Source organism: Actinomadura decatromicini (genome assembly GCF_008121305.1).
In the GTDB taxonomy this organism is placed as follows: domain Bacteria; phylum Actinomycetota; class Actinomycetes; order Streptosporangiales; family Streptosporangiaceae; genus Spirillospora; species Spirillospora syzygii.
In genome coordinates, this window is record NZ_VSRQ01000001.1 from 1,289,136 (window position 1) to 1,308,097 (window position 18,962).

General features: G+C 72.9%; 12 protein-coding genes. 4 read left to right on the forward strand and 8 right to left on the reverse strand.

Features of this window, described 5'->3' with window-relative positions:
• The first annotated feature begins 23 nt into the window (after window positions 1-23).
• On the forward strand, window positions 24-2,111 hold the full coding sequence (locus FXF68_RS05245; protein WP_148757717.1) for an SPFH domain-containing protein: 2,088 nt from the start codon (window positions 24-26) through the stop codon (window positions 2,109-2,111).
• Window positions 2,112-2,155: 44 nt separating this feature from the next.
• Entirely contained in the window at window positions 2,156-7,159 is a 5,004-nt protein-coding gene (locus tag FXF68_RS05250; RefSeq protein WP_246178319.1) for a DNA repair ATPase, read from the forward strand.
• A 199-nt stretch (window positions 7,160-7,358) separates the two neighbouring features.
• Here the strand turns inward: FXF68_RS05250 and FXF68_RS05255 are convergent, their stop codons facing one another.
• The 8 genes from FXF68_RS05255 to FXF68_RS05290 form a co-directional block, all read right to left on the reverse strand.
• On the reverse strand, window positions 7,359-7,529 hold the full coding sequence (locus FXF68_RS05255; protein WP_148757718.1) for a hydrophobic protein: 171 nt from the start codon (window positions 7,527-7,529) through the stop codon (window positions 7,359-7,361).
• A gap of 111 nt (window positions 7,530-7,640) precedes the next feature.
• Window positions 7,641-9,221, reverse strand: a complete 1,581-nt coding sequence (locus FXF68_RS05260) for a fused response regulator/phosphatase (protein WP_148757719.1) — start codon at window positions 9,219-9,221, stop codon at window positions 7,641-7,643.
• Window positions 9,218-10,933, reverse strand: a complete 1,716-nt coding sequence (locus FXF68_RS05265) for a sensor histidine kinase (protein WP_148757720.1) — start codon at window positions 10,931-10,933, stop codon at window positions 9,218-9,220. The genes FXF68_RS05260 and FXF68_RS05265 overlap by 4 nt, the downstream gene beginning before the upstream one ends.
• 3 nt (window positions 10,934-10,936) lie before the next feature.
• Window positions 10,937-11,998, reverse strand: coding sequence for an ATP-binding protein (locus tag FXF68_RS05270; protein ID WP_148757721.1), 1,062 nt, complete (start codon window positions 11,996-11,998; stop codon window positions 10,937-10,939).
• Complete coding sequence (locus tag FXF68_RS05275) at window positions 11,986-12,405, reverse strand: ATP-binding protein (RefSeq protein ID WP_148757722.1); 420 nt, start codon at window positions 12,403-12,405, stop codon at window positions 11,986-11,988. The genes FXF68_RS05270 and FXF68_RS05275 overlap by 13 nt, the downstream gene beginning before the upstream one ends.
• On the reverse strand, window positions 12,402-12,788 hold the full coding sequence (locus FXF68_RS05280) for an STAS domain-containing protein (RefSeq protein ID WP_187437738.1): 387 nt from the start codon (window positions 12,786-12,788) through the stop codon (window positions 12,402-12,404). The genes FXF68_RS05275 and FXF68_RS05280 overlap by 4 nt, the downstream gene beginning before the upstream one ends.
• Entirely contained in the window at window positions 12,788-13,624 is an 837-nt protein-coding gene (locus FXF68_RS05285; RefSeq protein ID WP_148757723.1) for an STAS domain-containing protein, read from the reverse strand. Before FXF68_RS05285 ends, FXF68_RS05280 begins: the two co-directional genes overlap by 1 nt.
• Window positions 13,625-13,778: 154 nt before the next feature.
• A complete protein-coding gene (locus tag FXF68_RS05290; RefSeq protein WP_148757724.1) occupies window positions 13,779-14,138 on the reverse strand; it encodes an STAS domain-containing protein in 360 nt (119 codons plus the stop codon).
• A gap of 148 nt (window positions 14,139-14,286) precedes the next feature.
• On the opposite strand from FXF68_RS05290, the gene FXF68_RS05295 reads away from it, so the two are divergent.
• Window positions 14,287-18,513 (forward strand): SpoIIE family protein phosphatase, encoded by a 4,227-nt coding sequence (locus FXF68_RS05295; protein WP_222869805.1) that lies wholly within the window; start codon window positions 14,287-14,289, stop codon window positions 18,511-18,513.
• Window positions 18,510-18,827, forward strand: a complete 318-nt coding sequence (locus FXF68_RS05300) for an STAS domain-containing protein (RefSeq protein WP_148757725.1) — start codon at window positions 18,510-18,512, stop codon at window positions 18,825-18,827. The genes FXF68_RS05295 and FXF68_RS05300 overlap by 4 nt, the downstream gene beginning before the upstream one ends.
• The last annotated feature ends 135 nt before the right edge of the window (window positions 18,828-18,962 follow it).

The following is an 18,962-nucleotide window of genomic DNA, read 5'->3' on the forward strand; positions in this document are numbered from 1 at the left end:
AACCCGAGAGACAGGGGACTTCCTTGGATGCCATCACCATCGGGGCCGGTGTGCTCATCGCGCTCCTGCTGTTCGTCGCGCTCGGCATCGTGCTCGTCGTGACCCGCCTGTTCCGCAAGGTCGAGCAGGGCCGGGCACTGATCATCTCCAAGCTGAAGAAGGTGGACGTCACCTTCACCGGCGCGGTCGTGCTGCCCGTCCTGCACAAGGCCGAGCTCATGGACATCTCGGTGAAGACCATCGACATCGAGCGGACCGGCCGGGACGGGCTGATCTGCAAGGACAACATCCGCGCCGACATCCGCATAACGTTCTTCGTCCGCGTCAACAAGACGGCCGAGGACGTCATCAAGGTGGCGCAGGCGATAGGCACCGCGCGGGCCAGCGACCAGGAGACGCTCCAGGAGCTGTTCGCGGCCAAGTTCTCCGAGGCGCTCAAGACCGTCGGCAAGCACCTGGACTTCGAGGACCTCTACACCCGCCGCAATGAATTCCGCGACCACATCATCCAGGTCATCGGAACCGACCTGAACGGCTACAGCCTCGAAGACGCGGCGATCGACTACCTGGAGCAGACCTCCCTCCTGTCGCTCGACAAGTCCAACATCCTGGACGCGCAGGGCATCCGGAAGATCACCGAGCTGACCGCGATCCAGCACGTGCGGACCAACGAGCACGCCCGCACCGAGGAGAAGGAGATCGCGCGGCAGAACGTCGAGGCGCGCGAGGCGATCCTGGAGCTGGAGCGGCGGCAGGCCGACGCCGAGCTGAAGCAGCAGCGCGAGATCGAGACGGTCCGGGCCCGCGAGGAGGCCGAGGTCGAGCGGGTGAAGGCCGAGGAGCGGCTGCGGGCGCGGACCGCGCACATCCGCACCGACGAGCAGCTGGGCGTGCAGACCGAGAACCGCGACCGTGAGGTGGCGGTCGCGTCGAAGAACCGGGAGCGGGTCATCGCGATCGAGAGCGAGCGGATCGAGAAGGACCGCCTGCTGGAGGTCATCGCCCGCGAGCGGGAGACCGAGCTGACCCGGATCTCGGCGGACAAGGAGGTCGAGGCGCAGAAGCGGGAGATCGCCGAGGTCGTTCGGGAGCGCATCGCGGTCGAGCGGACCGTCGCCGAGCAGGAGGAGCACATCAAGCGGCTCCGCGCCGTCGAGGAGGCCGAGCGGACCCGCCAGGCGGTCATCATCCAGGCCGAGGCGGAGGCGCAGGAGAACCTGGTCAAGGACATCAAGGCGGCCGAGGCCGCGGAGGCGGCGGCCGAGCACCGGGCCCGCGAGGAGCTGACGCTCGCCGAGGCCCGCCGGCAGACCGCCGACCTGGACGCCGAGGCCAAGATCCGGCTCGCCGAGGGCATCAGGGCCGAGGCCGCCGCGACCGGGCTCGCCGAGGTCCAGGTGCGCGAGCGGGACGCCGAGGCCATCGAGAAGGTCGGCCGGGCGCGGGCCGTCGTGGCGCGGGAGGCGGCGCACGCGGAGGCGACGGCCGTCCGCGAGAAGCTCAAGGCCGAGGCCGAGGGGCTGACCGACAAGGCCGCGGCGATGGCGGCGCTGGACGAGGCGAGCCGCCGGCACGAGGAGTACCGGCTGCGGCTGGAGGCCGACAAGGATGTCCGGCTGGCGGGGATCGAGGTGCAGCGGCAGGTCGCGGAGGCGCAGGCGGCGGTCCTCGCGACCGGGTTGGAGAAGGCCGACATCAGCATCGTCGGCGGCGACAGCGTGTTCTTCGACCGGCTCGTCGGCGCGGTCTCGCTGGGCAGGAGCGTGGACGGCTTCGTCCAGAACTCCGAGGTCGCGCGGACGCTGGCCGGGCCGTGGCTGGACGGGACCGGTGACTTCAGCGCCGACGTGTCCCGGCTGCTGGGCTCGCTGGACGCCGCGAGCGTCCGGGACCTGACCCTGTCGGCGCTGCTGATGCGGCTGATCAAGAGCGGCGGCCCGGAGAGCGGGAAGCTGCGCGAGCTGCTGGACACCGCGCACCGGCTCGGCGTCGCGGACGCCCCCCTCGCCGACCTACCGCTAACCGAAGCACCGCTCAACGAAGCACCGCTCACCGACATATCGCTCGCCAAGGCCGCCGCGCCGAACTCCGTCAACGCGGCCACGAACTGACCGCGCCGTAGGAGCAGAGACCGTAGGAGCAGAGGAGGACATCCGTGACCGAGCCCGCCATCGACATCCCCGACGACACGTCCGTGCGGGAGGACGAGAGCGGGCTCGACCACGGCACCTACGAGGTGCTGCGCGCCCGGCTGGCCGAGCACGCCGCCGAGCTGGCCCGGCGCGCCGAGGCGCTGAACGCCCGCCGGGTGGAGACCTTCGGCGGCGCCGAGTTCGCGCTCGCCGGGACCGAGCGGGTCCGCACCCGGCACAACGGCGTCCCCCGCGACATCGTCGCCCTCGGCGAGACGATGCTGTTCGGCTACAACGTGTCCTTCGGGTCGAAGCCCGACACCGAGGTCGCCGACGTCTTCACCCTCCACCGCTTCGCCGTGGAACGTCCGGCCGAGGGCGCGGCGGCGTTCACGCTCACCGAGGTGGGCGCCGACGCGGTGCCCGGGCTGCTGGACGATCCGCGCTTCCAGCGCGACTTCGCCGACATGTACCGCTACTACCGGCAGGCCCGCCTGCTGCAGTTGCGCCTGCTGGACGGCCGGCTCCTGGCGGTGTTCCAGACCGGCCCGAAGCTGGACGACGTCCGGGTCCTGCGCTGGCGGGTCGGCGCCGACGGCACCGCTGCCTACCAGGACAACCAGGGCGAACGCGACCACGTCTTCCCCGCGTCCCACGACGTCGAGTGGACCGCGTCCACCCGCGACGACCACGTCCTCGGCCGCCACCCGCACATCTCGATCGGCGGCGAGGTCTTCGTCGGGACGGTCGGCGGGACCCTGACGGTCAAGATCGAGGACGACACCGAGTCCGGCACCGGCGTCTACGGCGAGCCCGTGGACGAGCCGCTGCAGAGCCTGGCCGACGCCGAGGTGCACCATGCCAGGGTCGGCGCGCTGATCCTGCTGCGGATCCGCCCGTACAACGAGACCGCCTGGCGGCACCTGGTGTTCAACACCCGCACCAAGGACGTGGTGCGGCTCGACGGCATCGCGCAGGCGTGCAGGCGGCTGCCCGGCGACCACGGGATCGTCTTCCCCGGCGGCTACCTCCTGGCCACCGGCGCCGCCAAGACCTTCGACGTCGACGTCACCGGGCTGGAGTTCGAGCGGACGGTGCGCTCGCCCAACGGCGAGGACGTGCTGTACGTCTTCCACGCCCGCGCGGACGGCCGCTCGCTGCTGCTGCCCTACAACGTGATCCGGGAACAGGTCGCCACGCCGGTCACCTGCCACGGCTACTCGTTGTTCGACGACGGCACGCTGCTGGTCCTGCGGGCCTTCTCCGACGAACCGGGCCTCGTCCACCCCGTCCAGGTGTGGCGGACGCCGTACGCCTCCGACGCGCACGCCGCCGCGCGACCGGTCGGGACCGGGCCGCTGGAGCGCGTCGGCAACGCCGACCTCGTGCGCGGCGTCTCCGACTGCCTGGGCATCGCCCGGATGGTCGAGGAGACGGCGCCGTCGGCCGAGGTGTTCGACGCCCTCATCGCGGCCTGCGTGCGGGCCGCCGACCGCCACCACTGGTTCGCCCAGGAGGAGCTGGGCGACCTGGCGGCGCCGCTGGCCGGGGTCCGCGGCACCGCCCGGCAGGTCCTGGAGGAGTACGAGAACGTCCGGGCCCTCACCGAGCGGGCCGCCGCCGCCGTGGCGCGGGCGGGCGAGGAGGCCGAGGCGATCGTCCGGCGGGCCCGGGCCGAGGCGCCCGGCGGCGCGGACGGGTGGGTGGCCCAGCTCGCCGAGCTGCGCCGCGCCCAGGGACGGGTGGAGACGCTGCGCGAGCTGCGTTACGCCGACACCGCCCGGATCGACGAACTCGCGGCGATGCTGGAAGCCGAACTGGAGAACTCCGGCCGCCGTGCCGTCGCGTTCCTGCAAGGCGACGGGGCCTTCACCGACTATCACGCCGAGGTCGCGCGGCTGACCGAGGAGGCGGACGCCGTCACCACGGTGGCCGGTTGCGAGCCGGTCGCCGAACGGCTCGGCGCGCAGACCGGCGGGCTGGAGGTCGTCACCCAGGTCGTCGGAGCCCTCGACGTCACCGAGGCGACCGCCCGCACCGCCATCCTGGAACGGGTCGGCGAGGTCATCGGCGGCCTCAACCGCGCCCGCGCCGTCCTGGCCGACCGCCGCCGCGACCTGCTCGACGCCGAAGGGCGGGCGGCGTTCGCGGCCGAGTTCGCGGTGCTCGACCAGGCCATCGGCGGCGGTATCGCCATGGCCGACTCCCCGCGCCGCTGCGACGAGCACCTCGGCCGGCTGCTGCTCCAGGTCGAGGCCCTGGAGTCGCGCTTCGCCGACTTCGACGACTTCCTCGCCGAACTGGAGGCCAAGCGCACCGACCTGTACGAGGCGTTCTCCGCACGCAAGCAGGCGCTGCTGGACGAGCGCGCCCGGCGCGCCGACCGCCTGGCCGGCTCGGCCGACCGCATCCTGTCCAGCGTGCGGCGCAGGGCCGCCGACCTGGGCAGCGCCGAGGAGGTCAACACCTACTTCGCCACCGACGCGATGGTGGCGCGGCTGCGCACCGTCGCGGGCGAGCTGCGCGACCTCGGCGAACCCGGGCGCGCCGAGGAACTGGAGAGCGGGATCGCGGCGGCCCGCCAGCAGGCCGGCCGGTCGCTGCGCGACCGCCTCGACCTCTACGCCGACGACGGGCGTACGATCCGCCTCGGCCGGCACCGTTTCGCGGTCAACACCGAGCCGATCGAGCTCACCCTCGTCCCGCATCAAGGGGCGCCGGCCTTCGCCGTCACCGGCACGGACTACCGCGCGCCCGTGCGGGACGCGGCGTTCGCCGCGACCAAGCGGTTCTGGAACCAGAGCCTGGCCTCCGAGACGCCCGAGACCTACCGCGCCGAACACCTCGCCGCCCTGATCCTCGCCGAGCGGGGACCCGAGACCATCCGAACCGAGTCCGAGCCTGGGCTGCTGGAACTCGTCCGGGAGACGGCGGCGACCCGCTACGACGAAGGCTACGAACGCGGCGTGCACGACCACGACGCCGTCGCGATCCTCACCGCGCTCCTGCGCCTGCACACGGCGGCCGGCCTGCTGCGCTACCCGTCCGACGGACGCGCCGCGGCCCAGCTGTTCTGGGCCCATGGCGCGGACGACGCGCAACGGGCCGCCTGGACCACGAGGGCCGCGTCGCTGGCCCGCGCCCGCCGCGCCTTCGGCCGACCGGACGCGGTCGCCGACCTGGTCACCGAACTGGCGACCGCCATCGCCGAGTTCGACGCGGCCGAGTTCGACGCAGCCGAGTTCGACGCAGCCGAGTTCGACGCGCCGGCCCCGGCCGACCCGGGACTCGCCGCCGAGTACCTGGTCGAGGAACTCGCGTCCGCCCCGATCGGGTTCGCGACCAGCGGCGGAGCCCGCGCGCTGCTCACCGGATTCCGCGAAGCGCTCGGCGACTCCCACAAGGAGTTCACCGACGACCTCAACGCGCTCGGCGCCGCGCCCCTGCACACCCGGCACCAGCTCGCCGACGCATGGCTCCGCTCCTTCGCCGGCGGCGCCCACGACCTGCCCGAGGCCCTCGCCGTGCTGCTGTGCGGCCCGCTCCCCCGGTACGACGTGACCGCGCCGGCCTCGGCCGACGTCGACGGCCTGCTCGGCACCCACCCGCGCATCACCGGCCGCCGCCTCGAAATGCGCCTGGACGAGACCCTCGCCCGGACCCGCCGCCTGCGCACCGAGCACGTCCCGGCGTTCCGCGCCTACCAGCGCCGCCGCACCGAACTCCTGGCCGCCGAACAGCAGCGCCTACGGCTGCACGACCACAAACCGCGGGTGATGAGCACCTTCGTCCGCAACCGGCTGGTGGACGAGGCGTACCTGCCGCTCATCGGCGACAACCTGGCCAAGCAGCTCGGCGCGTCCGGGGACGCGAAGCGCACCGACCAGATGGGCCTGCTACTCCTGATCTCGCCGCCGGGGTACGGCAAGACCACCCTCATGGAGTACGTCGCCGACCGGCTCGGCCTGATCTTCGTCAAGGTGAACGGGCCCGCGCTCGGCCACGGCGTCACCTCCCTCGACCCCGCCGAGGCGCCCGACGCCACCGCCCGGCAGGAGGTCGAAAAGATCAACTTCGCGCTGGAGATGGGCGCCAACGTGCTGCTCCACGTCGACGACATCCAGCACACCTCCCCCGAGCTGCTCCAGCGGTTCATCTCGCTGTGCGACGCGCAGCGCCGCATCGAGGGCGTCTGGGACGGCGAGACCCGCACCTACGACCTGCGCGGCAAGCGCTTCGCCGTCAGCATGGCCGGCAACCCCTACACCGGGTCCGGGCAGCGGTTCCAGGTACCCGACATGCTCGCCAACCGCGCCGACATCTGGAACCTCGGCGACGTCCTGAACGGCAAGGACGACCTGTTCGCGCTCAGCTACATCGAGAACGCCCTGACCTCCAACCCGGTCCTGGCGCCGCTGTCCACCCGCGACCGGGGCGACGTCGAGCTGCTCGCCCGGCTCGCGTCCGGGGACCAGGCGGTGCGGCCGGACCGGCTCGTCCACCCCTACGCGCGGGCCGAGCTGGACCGGGTCCTGTCCGTCCTGCGCAAACTGCTCCGGGCCCGGACGGTCCTCCTGACCGTCAACCGCGCCTACATCGCCTCGGCCGCCCAGTCCGGCGCGTCGCGCACCGAACCGCCGTTCCAGCTCCAGGGCTCCTACCGCGACATGAACAAGCTCGCCGAACGGATCCTCCCGATCATGAACGACGGCGAACTCGACGCCCTGATCGACGACCACTACCGGGCCGAAGCCCAGACGCTCACCACCGGCGCCGAGGCGAGTCTCCTCAAACTCGCCGAACTCCGCGGCACGCTGACCCCGGAGCAAGCCGAGCGCTGGGCCCACATCAAGACGGCCTACCAGCGTGCCCAGGCCCTCGGCGGAACCGGCAGCGACCCGGCCGACCGTGCCGTCGGCGCCATCGGCCTGCTCGCCGACCGGCTGGCCGCCATCGAAAAGGCCATCCAACGGCCCTCCGCGGCCTACCACAACAACACATCAGGCCCCCACAGCCTCGCCCCGTGAACGGTTTCGCGCGGTTAACCGGTCGCGGTGGTTCAGCCGGGCGCCGCTTTACCGTCCCGGCCATCCGGCAATGGCCCCCGGGCCGTCCGGAAAGGACGATCCGAGGGCCATTGTGGGTTCGACGACTTCCGTCCGGCCGGATAAAAAGGGGAGCCGCTCCCGGCTCTCCGAAGGCCGGCTCACCAGCGTGAACGCCCGGTTACCAGCGGTACCACCTGCCGCGGCGGCCTCCGGCGTTGTTCGGACGGACCACGAAGCCGAGCAGCCAGAGCACCAGGACCGCGATCGCGATCCACCACAGGGCTTTCAGCGCGAAACCCGCGCCGGCAAGGATGACAATCAGCAGCAGAACCAGTAGCAACGGAACCATCTGTGCACCTCCGGCCCCGGATATGCCCTTCCGAGACCGAACTATTCCACGCCCTTACCCGGTTTTTTACGCGCGCCGCACCGGGCCGATCGGGCAGGTCCCGGGGCCGCCTCAGTCGAGGTCGCGGCGCATGACGATGAGGGCGACGTCGTCCGCGCGGGGCCCGAACTCGGCGATGATGCGGTCGCTGAACTTCTCCAGGTCGTCGTCCATCTCGGCGGCGACGGTCCGCAGCCGGTCGAGGTTGTCGCCCAGGGACACGCCGCGTTCCTCGATCAGCCCGTCGGTGATCAGCACGACGGCGCCGCCGGGCGGCACCGTGAGCTCCTCCGTCCCGACGTGGCTGACGGGGAAGCCGAGCAGCAGCCCGCCGCGACCGCCGTACTCGCCCCGTCCTCCCGCGATGTGCAGGGGCGGGGGATGCCCGGCGTTGGCCACCCGCAGCGCCCCGGTCCGTGGGTCCAGGGTCATCAGGCACATGGTGGCCGTCTGATCGTCGTGGTAGCGCTGCAGCACGTCGTTGAGGAGTTCGAGGATCGCGACGGCGTCGTGGCCCTCCTCGGCGAAGGCGCGCAGCGCGTGCCGCAGTTCGGCCATCACGGTCGCGGCGTGCAGGGAGTGCCCCTGGACGTCCCCGATGGCGATCAGCACGTCGTCGCCCCGGTCGATGACCTCGTAGAAGTCGCCGCCGACCTCCGCCTGGTCGCTGGCCGGCTCGTACCGGACGGCGAACGTCCAGCCCGGCACGACCGGCCGGGACGCCGGCAGCAGGCTGCGCTGGAGGGTCAGCGAGATGAGGTGCTCCACGGTGTACGAGCGCAGCGCCTCCATCGCGAGGACGAGCGTCTGCCCGAGCTGCCGCAGCAGGTTGGCGTCGTCCTCGTCGGCCGCTCCGCGCGCTCCGATCGCGACGCCGATCGGTGGACGGTCCGGCTTGATCCGCGAGGTGACCAGCAGGACGTCGTCCTCGACGACGGCGTCCGGCAGCAGCTCGCCCCACTGCCGAGCGGAGACGGGCGCGACGCGGGTGCCGGTGTCCTCGCCGAGCCCGGTCAGCTCGGCCAGCCGGCCGGGCATGCCGGCCGGGCACGGCAGCGACCGCGGCACGCCGCCCGAGGCGACGGTCCGCCTCATCCGGCCGTCCGGGGGCAGCAGGAACACGGTCGCGGGCTCGCCGAAGATCTCGAAGGCGCCGCGCGCCGCGATCACCGCGAGCGCGTCGAAGGTCTCGGCGGCGTTGACGGCGAGCGACGTCCGGGTGAAGGCGGCCATCCGGTCGGCCATGCGCTCGGCCCGGCGCCGGGCCTGGTAGTAGCGCAGCACCGCCTCGGCGGTGGCGATGAACTCGCCCGGATCGATCGGGTCGGTCATGTAGGCGTCGGCGCCGCGCTGCAGCCCGTCGGTGCGGTCGGCGACGTCGACGGCCGTGGCGGAGATGTGGATCACCGGCAGGGACGCCGTGGCGGGCGACCCCTTGATCTGCTCGCAGACCTCCATGCCGTTGACGTCGGGGAGCTGGATGTCCAGGACGACCAGGTCCACCTCGTGTTCGGCGAGCCTCACCCACACCTGCGCGGCGGACGCGGCCTCCACGACGGTGTGGCCGGCGCGGCGCAACCAGCTCCCGATGATGTAGCGCTTGGTGTCGTTGTCGTCGACGACCAGGGTCGTGTACGAGGGGCTGTCGTTCATCGGTCGGTCCCTTGTGAACGCGGTGCGCGGGCGCGCGCCACCGCGTCGGCGAGCATCGTCGGGGAGAGCTGGTCCTCCGCCAGGATCGCGTCGGCGTGCCCCGGAACGGAGCCGTCCGGCCGGACGCCGTCGGCGTAGACCAGCACGACGACGGTCCCGGGCACGGGTCGCGCCAGCGCGGCGGCGACGTCGGAGTCCGGCAGGTTCGGTCCGAGCAGGACCAGGCCGGGCGGGTCCGCGTCGAGCAGGTCGCGGACGGCCGGCCCGTCCGCGACCTCGGTGACCCGCTCCACGGCACCGTGCAGCAGGCCGCGCAGGGCCCGGCGGGCGGCCTCGTCGGCGTCCGCGACCAGGACGTGGCCGAGGCCGAGCTCGGCCAGGCCCCGGTGCGGCGGCAGCCGCAGCGTCACCGTGGTCCCGGCGCCGGGCTCGCTGGTCAGCAGGAGGTCGCCGCCGAGCACGTGGGCGAGGTGCCGGGCATAGGGCAGGCCGAGTCCGGTCCCGCCGCGCTTGCCGCCCGGCACCTGGTAGAACTCCTCGAAGACGCGCTCCTGCTCGCCGGGAGGGATGCCCACTCCGGTGTCGGCGACGACGAACTCCAGGTGGTCCGGGGTCTGCCGGACGGTCAGCCGCACCTCCCCCCGGTCGGTGAACTTCAGCCCGTTGGCCAGGAGGTTCCGCAGGATGCGGGTCAGCATCTCCTCGTCGGTGACGATGTCGGCGGGCGCGGCGGGGTCGGTCTCCGTCCGCAGCTCCACCCGCGGCGGCTGCGCCATGGGGGCGAGCATGTCCGTCAGCCGCCGCAGCAGGACGCGCATCCGCACCACGCCGCGGCGCGGCGCGAGCCGGCCCTGTTCGGCCTTGGCCATGTCCAGCAGCTCGCCCACCAGCGACAGCAGCGTCTCCCCCGCGTCGGCGATCAGGGAGATCTGGTGCCGCTGCTCCCCGGTGAGGGGCTCAGCGGCGGGGTCGAGCAGCAGCCGGGTCAGGCCGATGACCCCGTTGACGGGGGTGCGCAGTTCGTGGCTGACGTTGGCCCAGAACCGGTTCTTGGCCGCGCCCGCCTCGCGTAGCTGGTCGGTCTTCTCCTCCAGCTCGGCGTACAGCGCCACCACGCCCCGGTTGGTCTCCTCCAGCTCCACGGAGAGCTCGTTGTAGAGCGCCATGACGCCCTGGTTGGTCTCCTCCAGCTCGGCGTTGAGCACGCGGAGTTCCTCGCGCTGGCGCCGGACGTCCTCCAGCGCCTCGATGAGGTCGGCGTTCTGGGTCCGCAGCTCCTCCAGCGCCGGGACGGGACTGAGCCGTCCCAGCATTCCGCGCAGCTCGTCGAGCGCCGGACCGTCCACCGCGAGGGTGGCGGGGTTCAGGTGCTTGCGCAGGCGGACGCCCCGCCCGGCCCCCGCCTCCTCGACCACGTCGAGGAGCCGCGCAGCGGCGGCGTCCCCGTCGCGCGGACGGTCCGCGCCGTCGGCGGACGCGGCGTCCAGCTCCACCACCAGGCCCGGCGGACGCCCGCCGTCCAAGAGGAAGACGACGTTGACCTCACCGGCGTGGGCGAACAGCTCGCGGCCCACCTCGCTGAGCGCCGTCGCCACGCGGACCTGGTCCTGCGTATCCAGCCCGACCGCGGCGGCGACCTGCCGCCCGGCCCGCCGGACGGCGAAGACGCCCTGCTCGTCCGAGATCCGCAACCGCAGCAGTTCCTCGGCCACGCCTCACCTCCATCCGGCGGTGGTGACGGCCAGGACACCGCGGTCGTCGTGCCGGACCCCCGCCTCGCGCAGCAGGTCGGCGGCGAGCAGCAGCGGGTCGCGGCCGAGGTCGGGACGGCCCGCGGCGTCCCACCTGCCGGTCAGCCCGTCGGAGTGCAGGACCACCGCGGCCCCCGGCGGCAGCTCGTACACGTGTTCGCGCAGCCGCCTGGCCTGCGCCCCCGCGATGCCCGGGACGGAGACCATGCCCTGCCGGCGCTCGGGCCCGAGGATCCATCCGGCGACGTTGCCGAGCCCCGCGAACCGCACCACGCCCCCGCCGGGGTCGACGGCGGCCACCGAGACCGCGCCGCCGCGCGTCGAGCCCAGCCGCCGGTGCACCTGTGCCAGGAGGTCGGCGGGACCGGCGGGCAGCGTCGCGTCGCGCACCGCGGCGACGGCCTCCGCCGCCGCGCGCGCCGCCATCGGCCCGTGCCCGAGCCCGTCGCAGAGCATCGCGTAGATCGTGCCGCCCTCCATCCGGGCGACGAAGGCGTCACCGCACTCCTCCTCGCCCTCGATCGGGCGCGTCAGCCCGGCGAAGGGCAGGCGGGGCGGCGTCGCCGCGGCGGCCCCCTCGCCGCGCCCGCGCAGGAACCGCGCGAACAGCACGGTTCCGGCGTGCGGGAGCGAGTGCACGCCGCTGTGGTCGGCGAGCCTCTCGATGGCCCCGAGGCCGATCCCGAGGGTGCCGGTCGTGGAGTGCCCGTCCAGCCGGGAACCGGGGACGTCGCCCATGCCGGGGCCGTGGTCCAGGCAGAGGACCTCCAGCGCGGCGTCGTCGCCCGCGCGGACCACCCGGACGAGCATCTCGCCGCGCACGGCGTGCTTGGCGAGGTTGGTGGCGGCCTCGGTCACCGCGATCTGGATCCGGCCCATGCGCTCCGCGCCGAACCCCAGCCGTGCGGCCAGCCGGGCGGCGTGCCGCCGCATCCCGGCGGCGGAGCTCGGCTCCTCCGCCCGTGCCCACACCGCGTCGCCGGTGGACGGACTGCTCAGCCATCCGGTGGCCGTCAGCGGACCCACTTCGCCACCGTCACCGTGGTGCCCTCGCCGACCGCGGTCTCCAACGCGAACTCGTCGACCAGGCGCCGCGTGCCCGGCAGGCCGAGGCCCAGGCCGCCGCCGGTCGTCCATCCCTCGGTGAGCGCCTGGTCGACGTCGGGGATCCCCGGGCCCTTGTCGGTGAACACGAGCCGGACGCCGGGCCGCCCGCGCGCGTTGACGACCCGCTCGATCCGGGCGGAGCCTCCGCCGCCGTGGACGAAGGTGTTGCGGGCCAGCTCGCTGGCGGCGGTGACGATCTTCGTCTGGTCCACCAGCGACATGCCGACCGCCGCGGCGGCGGCCCGCACGCTCTGCCTGACCTGGACCACGTCCTCGTGGGACACGATGGGCAGGATGGGCAGCGCGTCGCCCGGCGGAGTCGTCACCGGCCGTCCAAGGCGGCCGGACCGGCGGCGGGCAGCGCCGCGCCGAGCAGCCGCATGCCCTTCTCCAGGTCCAGCGCCGTGCGCACCCCGCCGAGGGAGAGCCCCAGCTCCACCAGGGTGATCGCCACGGCGGGACGCATCCCGACCACGACCGTCTCGGCGTCCATCAGCCGCGACATCGAGGCGATGGTGGCGAACATCCGCCCGATGAAGGAGTCCACGATGTCGACCGCGGTGATGTCGATGATCACGCCGCGGGCGCCGGTGGCGACGATGCGCTCGGCCAGGTCCTCCTGCAGCGCGAGGACGGTCTGGTCCTGCAGGTCGACCTGGATCGACACCAGCAGGACCTCACCGATCTTGAGAATCGGGACGCGCTCCATCAGGCGCCCGTCCCCTCGCCCGGATGGGCCCGGGTCTTCTCCAGCGCGTACGCCAGGGCGTCGGCCAGGGTCGCCTTGGTGACGATCTCGCCGAACTCGACCCCGAGTGCCACGAGCGTCTGGGCGATCTGCGGCCGGATGCCGGAGATCACGCATTCGGTGCCCATCAGCCGGGCGGCCATCACCGTCTTCAGCAGGTGCTGGGCGACCTCGGTGTCGACGGCGGGCACTCCCGTGATGTCGAGGATCGCGATCTGCGACCCCGTCTCGACGAGGCGCTCCAGCAGCGACTCCATGACCACCTGCGTGCGGGCCGAGTCCAGCGTGCCGACCAGGGGCACGCCGAGGATCCCGTCCCACAGCTTCACCACCGGCGTGGACAGCTCCAGCAGCTGCTCCATCTGATCGGCGATGACCTGCTCGCGGGCGGCGGTGTAGGTCTCGAAGGTCACGAGCCCCAGCTCGTCCACGCGGGACGAGAACGCCGCGAACTCGGCGTAGGCGGCGGCGTCGGCGGACGCCTCGACCCGTTCCAGGACCGCCTGCTTGAGCGCGAAGACGCTGGTCGCGGTCTCGGTGGGGGTGAACCCCTGCCGCGCGCGGCTGCGCGATATCTCCGCCAGCGCGGAACGCAGTTCGCCCGCCGCCTCGCCGTCTCCACCGACGACCGTCCGCTCGATGAGCGCGTACAGTTCGCTCAGCTCCACCCTCAGCTCGTCCGCGGTGAGGCGCCCGCGCATGCTCGCGGCGACGATCTCCACCCAGCGGCCGAGCACTTTCTCCCGCTCCGACTCAAGCAGCGTCGAAAGATGCGTGCTGTCCGACGCACCGCTCATCGGCCGTACTCCCCTCCATCACGCGCGAGCCCGCTCGACATCGCGCGACAGTGCCGCCCGAACAGTACCGTCCCCAACCGAGCAATACGGACAAGACGGACGGACCGGCCGCCGACCGTCCCGGCGTCGGCCGGTGACGACCGCCGAACCCTCGTCACGCCTGGTGGGAGGCGGCGATCGCCTCGTCGACCGTGGGATGGAAGACGAAGATCTGGTCGAGCCCGATGATCGTGAAGACCTCGCGGAGGTCGGAGTTCAGACCCGCGATCAGCAGCCGCCCGCCGGTCGGCTTCGAGCGCTTGTAGGTGTTGATGAGCACGGTGATGCCGGTGGAGTCGCAGTAGGCGAGGCCGGACAGGTCGAGCACGAGGCTGCCCCCGGCGGCGAACGGGACCTTCTCGATGGCCTCCCGCAACCGCGGGGCGGTGTGGTGGTCGAGGTCTCCGGCGACGCGCAGGACGGGGACGTCGCCGTCCTGAACTGGAAGGTCGATGGTCAGGTCGTATTGCGTCACCGAGAGGACTCCTGTGGGAGGGTACTGACCGGAGGCTGGACGGGTTCGCCCATAAGCTGCTCTATCCTACTTTTTCTACGCATCACCTCTTCCCCGGCTTCAGGGGGGAAACGGGACGAGTGGAGAGGGCGACGCGGAAGGACGTCCGGTGACGCAATCTGACGGTCATGAAGGTCGCGCGGCGGCCGGGGCCGGGACGGACGTGTTCGCCGCCGACCGCGAGGTCGGCCGCCACCTGGCCGCGGTCGACTGGTCGGCGACCCCGCTCGGCCCGGTGACCGCCTGGCCGCAGAGCCTGCGGACGGCCGTGAGCATCCTGCTGTCGTCCCGGTTCTCGATGTGGATGGCGTGGGGTCCGGAGCTGACCTTCTTCTGCAACGCCGCCTACCGGCGCGACACCCTCGGCCGCAAATATCCCTGGGCGCTCGGCCGTCCGGCCGGCGAGGTGTGGGCCGAGATCTGGGACGACATCGGCCCGCGGATCGACACCGTCCTCACCACGGCGCAGGCGACCTGGGACGAGGCGCTGCTGCTCTTCCTGGAGCGGTCGGGATACACCGAGGAGACATATCACACGTTCTCCTACAGTCCGCTGCGGGATGACGTGGGCATGGTGGTCGGCATGCTTTGCGTGGTCAGCGAGGAGACCGAGAGGGTCATCGGAGAGCGGCGGATGGCGACGCTGCGGGACCTCGGCTCCGACCCCAGCGTGGTGCGCACCGAGTCCGAGGCGCTGGCGTTCGCCCACCGGCAACTGGACCGGAACGGCTCGGACCTCCCGTTCACGCTGACCTACCTGTTCGACGGCGGGTCGGCACGGCTGGCGGGCGCGACCGGCCTCACCGAAGGACATCCGGCCGCGCCGCCGCGGCTGCCCATGGGCGACTCCGACGCTCCGGTCTGGCCCGCGGCGACGCTGGCGCGGGGCGAATCGGCGCTGGTGCCGCTCGACGGCGGCCCGTTCACCGGGCTGCCGACCGGGGGCTGGTCGCAGCCGCCCGTCCAGGCACTGGCCGTGCCGCTGTTGCGGCAGGGCGACGCGCCCTACGGGTTCCTGGTCGCCGCGCTGAACCGGTACCGGCCGCTGGAGGAGGGCTACCAAGGGTTCGTGGAGCTGACCGCCGGGCACCTCGCGGCGGGCGTCGCCGGCGCCCGCAGCTACCAGGCCCAGCAGCGGCGGGCCGAGGAACTGGCCGAGCTGGACCGCGCGAAGACCACCTTCTTCTCCAACATCAGCCACGAGTTCCGCACTCCCCTCACCCTGATCATGGGTCCGGTGGAGGAGCTGCGCGGCCGCCTGGCGGACGCCGACGACGGCGTGCGGCAGGATCTGGAGGTCGTCCGCCGCAACGGGATGCGGCTGGGGAAGCTGGTCAACACCCTGCTGGACTTCTCCCGCATCGAGGCGGGCCGGATGCAGGCGACCTACGAGCCGGCCGACCTGTCGGCGGTCACCGCGGAACTGGCCAGCGTCTTCCGCTCCGCCGTCGACCGGGCGGGCCTCGAACTCGACGTCGACTGCCCTCCGCTGCCCGAGCCGGTCCACCTCGACCACGGCATGTGGGAGAAGGTGATCCTCAACCTGCTCAGCAACGCGCTGAAGTTCACCTTCGACGGCGGCATCCGCGTCTCGACCCGCGCCGAGGACGGGTACGCCCTGGTCACCGTCGCCGACACCGGGATCGGCGTGCCCGCGGCGGAGATGCCGCGGCTGTTCGAGCGGTTCCACCGCATCGAGAACGCGCGTGCCCGCTCCAACGAGGGCAGCGGCATCGGCCTCGCCCTGGTGAAGGAGCTCGTCGGCCTGCACGGCGGCACCATCGCCGCCGACAGCCGCGAGGGCGAGGGCACCCGTTTCACGATCCGGCTGCCGTTCGGGACGGCCCACCTGCCCCCGGAGGCCATCGGCTCGCGGGGGGCGGCCCCGGCGGTGTCGGCCACCGCCGATCCCTACGTGCAGGAGGTACTGCGCTGGCTGCCCGGCGAACCCGCCGAACGCGCCCCCAGCGAACCCGCCGAACGCGCCCCCGGCGCGCCGTCCGACGCGGTTCCCGGCGCGCCGTCCGACGCGGCCGCGGAGCCGCTCTCCGATCCGGCGCGGGCCGGGGGCCCCGCCGCGCCCGCCACGGTGCTGGTCGCCGACGACAACGGCGACATGCGCGAGTACCTCGGCCGGCTGCTGCGCGGCGCCGGTTACCGGGTCGACACCGTCCAGGACGGCCGGGCCGCGCTGGAGGCGGTGCGCCGGGACGCCCCCGACCTGGTGGTCAGCGACGTGATGATGCCCCACCTGAACGGGTTGGAGCTGGTGGCCGAGCTGCGCGCCGACCCGCGCACCGCGGCGGTGCCGGTGCTGCTGCTGTCGGCCCGCGCGGGGCAGGAGGCGTCGATCGAGGGCCTGCGCGCGGGCGCCGACGACTACCTCCTCAAACCCTTCGCCGCCGCCGAGCTGCTGGCCCGCGTCCGGGCGAACCTGGAACTGGCCCGGATGCGCAACCACCACTCCCGCTGGCGCTCGGCGCTGATCGACTCGCTCCAGGAGGCGTTCTTCGTCTGCGACGAGAACGGCGCGGTCATCGAGATCAACGCCGCGTTCACCGACATCCTCGGCTACGGGCCGGAGGGTCTGCCCTATCCGCCGGTGCCTCCGTGGTGGCCGGACGAGAGGACCGACCGGGAGGCGTACCGGATGGTCTCCGCCGCCTTCGCCACCCTGCTGGACAGGACGCACGGCACCCACACCGTCCCCGTCGACCATCGCGACGGGCACCGGCTCTGGATCAGCGCGTCCTTCAACCACGTCCACGACCCGGACACCGGACGGCGCGTCGTCGTCGGCACCTTCCGCGACGTCACCGCCGAGCACTACGCCATCCAGCGTGAGACCGCGCTGGCGGCGCTCAGCCTGCGGCTCGCCCGCGCCGCCGGTCTGTCGGACGCCCTGGAGGGCGCGCTGGACGAACTGCGGAGACTGTGGCGCGCGCGACGGGTGCTGGCCGTCCTCTTCCGGGACGACGCGCCGCCCGCCCTCGTCTCCACCAACCGGCACCTGACCTGGGAGTTGCTGCCGGAGCGGCGGCGCACCGAACTGGACTCCCTGCGCGACCAACCGACGCTCACCCCGTCGGCGGAGCATCCGTCCGCCATCACCCTGGAACACCCCGAGGGGACCCTGGCGGTCTGGGTCGATTTGAGCGAGCGGCGTCCCTTCACCGACCAGGACCAGGTTCTGCTAACGCTGCTGGCGGGGCACCTCGCGCAGGGACTCGTCCGCGCCCACCAGATCGACCAGCAGCGCGACACCGCCCTCGCCCTGCAACGCGCCATCCTCGGCCCCGCACGGCTGCCCGAGGGATTCGCCGTCCGCTACGAGCCCGCGGCCAGTCCGCTGGAGGTGGGCGGCGACTGGTACGACACCTTCGGCCTCCCCGACGGCCGCATCGGCATCGTCGTGGGCGACTGCGTCGGACGCGGCCTGGAAGCGGCCACCGTCATGGGCCAGTTGCGCAGTGCCTGCCGCGCCCTCCTGCTGCAGAACTCCAACCCCGCCGACACCCTCATGGCGCTCGACCAGTTCGCCGTCGGCGTCTCCGGGGCCCCCTGCACGACCGTCTTCTGCGGCGTCCTGGACCCCGACACCGGCGGCCTCACCTACTCCAGCGCCGGGCACCCGCCCGCCATCCTCGCCCACCGCGACGGCGCCGTGGAACTGCTCGCGGACGGCAGGTCCGTGCCGCTCGCCGTCAGACCCGGCCGTCCCCGGCCGAACGCCGAGACCGTCATCCCGGCGCGCGCCACCGTCCTGCTCTACACGGACGGCCTGGTCGAACGCCGACGCCAACCCCTGACGGAAGGCATCGGCCAGGCCGGGCGCACCGTCCAGGACGGCCGCGACCAGGCCCTCGACGATCTCGCCACCCGCCTCATGGGCATGCTGGCGCCGCCCGGCGGCTACGACGACGACGTCGCGCTGCTGCTGTACCGGCACCCGGCCCCGCTGGAGGTGGCCTTCCCGGCCGAGTCCGCCCAGCTCGCGACCGTCCGCGAGGCCCTTCGCGGCTGGCTGGCCCGATGCCAGCTCTCCCGCCGCACGGTGCAGAGCGCCCTCGTGGCGGCGGGCGAAGCCTGCGCGAACGCCATCGAACACGGGCACCGCCACACCCCCGGCCGCATCGTCAGGCTGCGCGCCGAGGTCGACGTGGACCGGTTGCACCTGACCATCGCCGACTCGGGTCAGTGGAGGACCCCCCGGTGGGACCCCGAGTCCGACCGCGGCCGCGGCACCGCCCTGATGCGCGCGATGATGCAGCAGCTCACGATCACGCCCGGCCCGGACGGCACCATCGTCCACATGCACACCAGGATCGAGCCATGACCGCACCCTTGACGCTCACGACAGGTCAGCGCCCGGACGGCACCGCACTCCTGACGGCCACCGGCGAGATCGACATGAGCAACAGCGAGAAGTTCGCCGCGGCCATCGACACGGCCCTCGGCGGCGCCGACGGCCACCTCGTCGTGGACCTCAGTGCGGTCGAGTACCTCGACAGCGCGGGCCTGAGCATCCTGTTCGCACACGCCGAACGCCTGGAAGTAATCGCCCCGCCCCTCTTGGAACCCGTCCTAACCCTGTCGGGCCTTGCAGACCTGACAACCATCAAGACCACTCCGCCCCCCGCCTCCCACTAACGGCGGCACCCGCTGGGTCACGGCCGCCCGCCATGCCCACACCCGCGGAGCGCCCATGCCGGTGCGGCGGCCTCCACCCTGACGGCCATGCTCGCGCCCCGCGCCGGACCCAAGGACCGCGACAACTAAATCGCA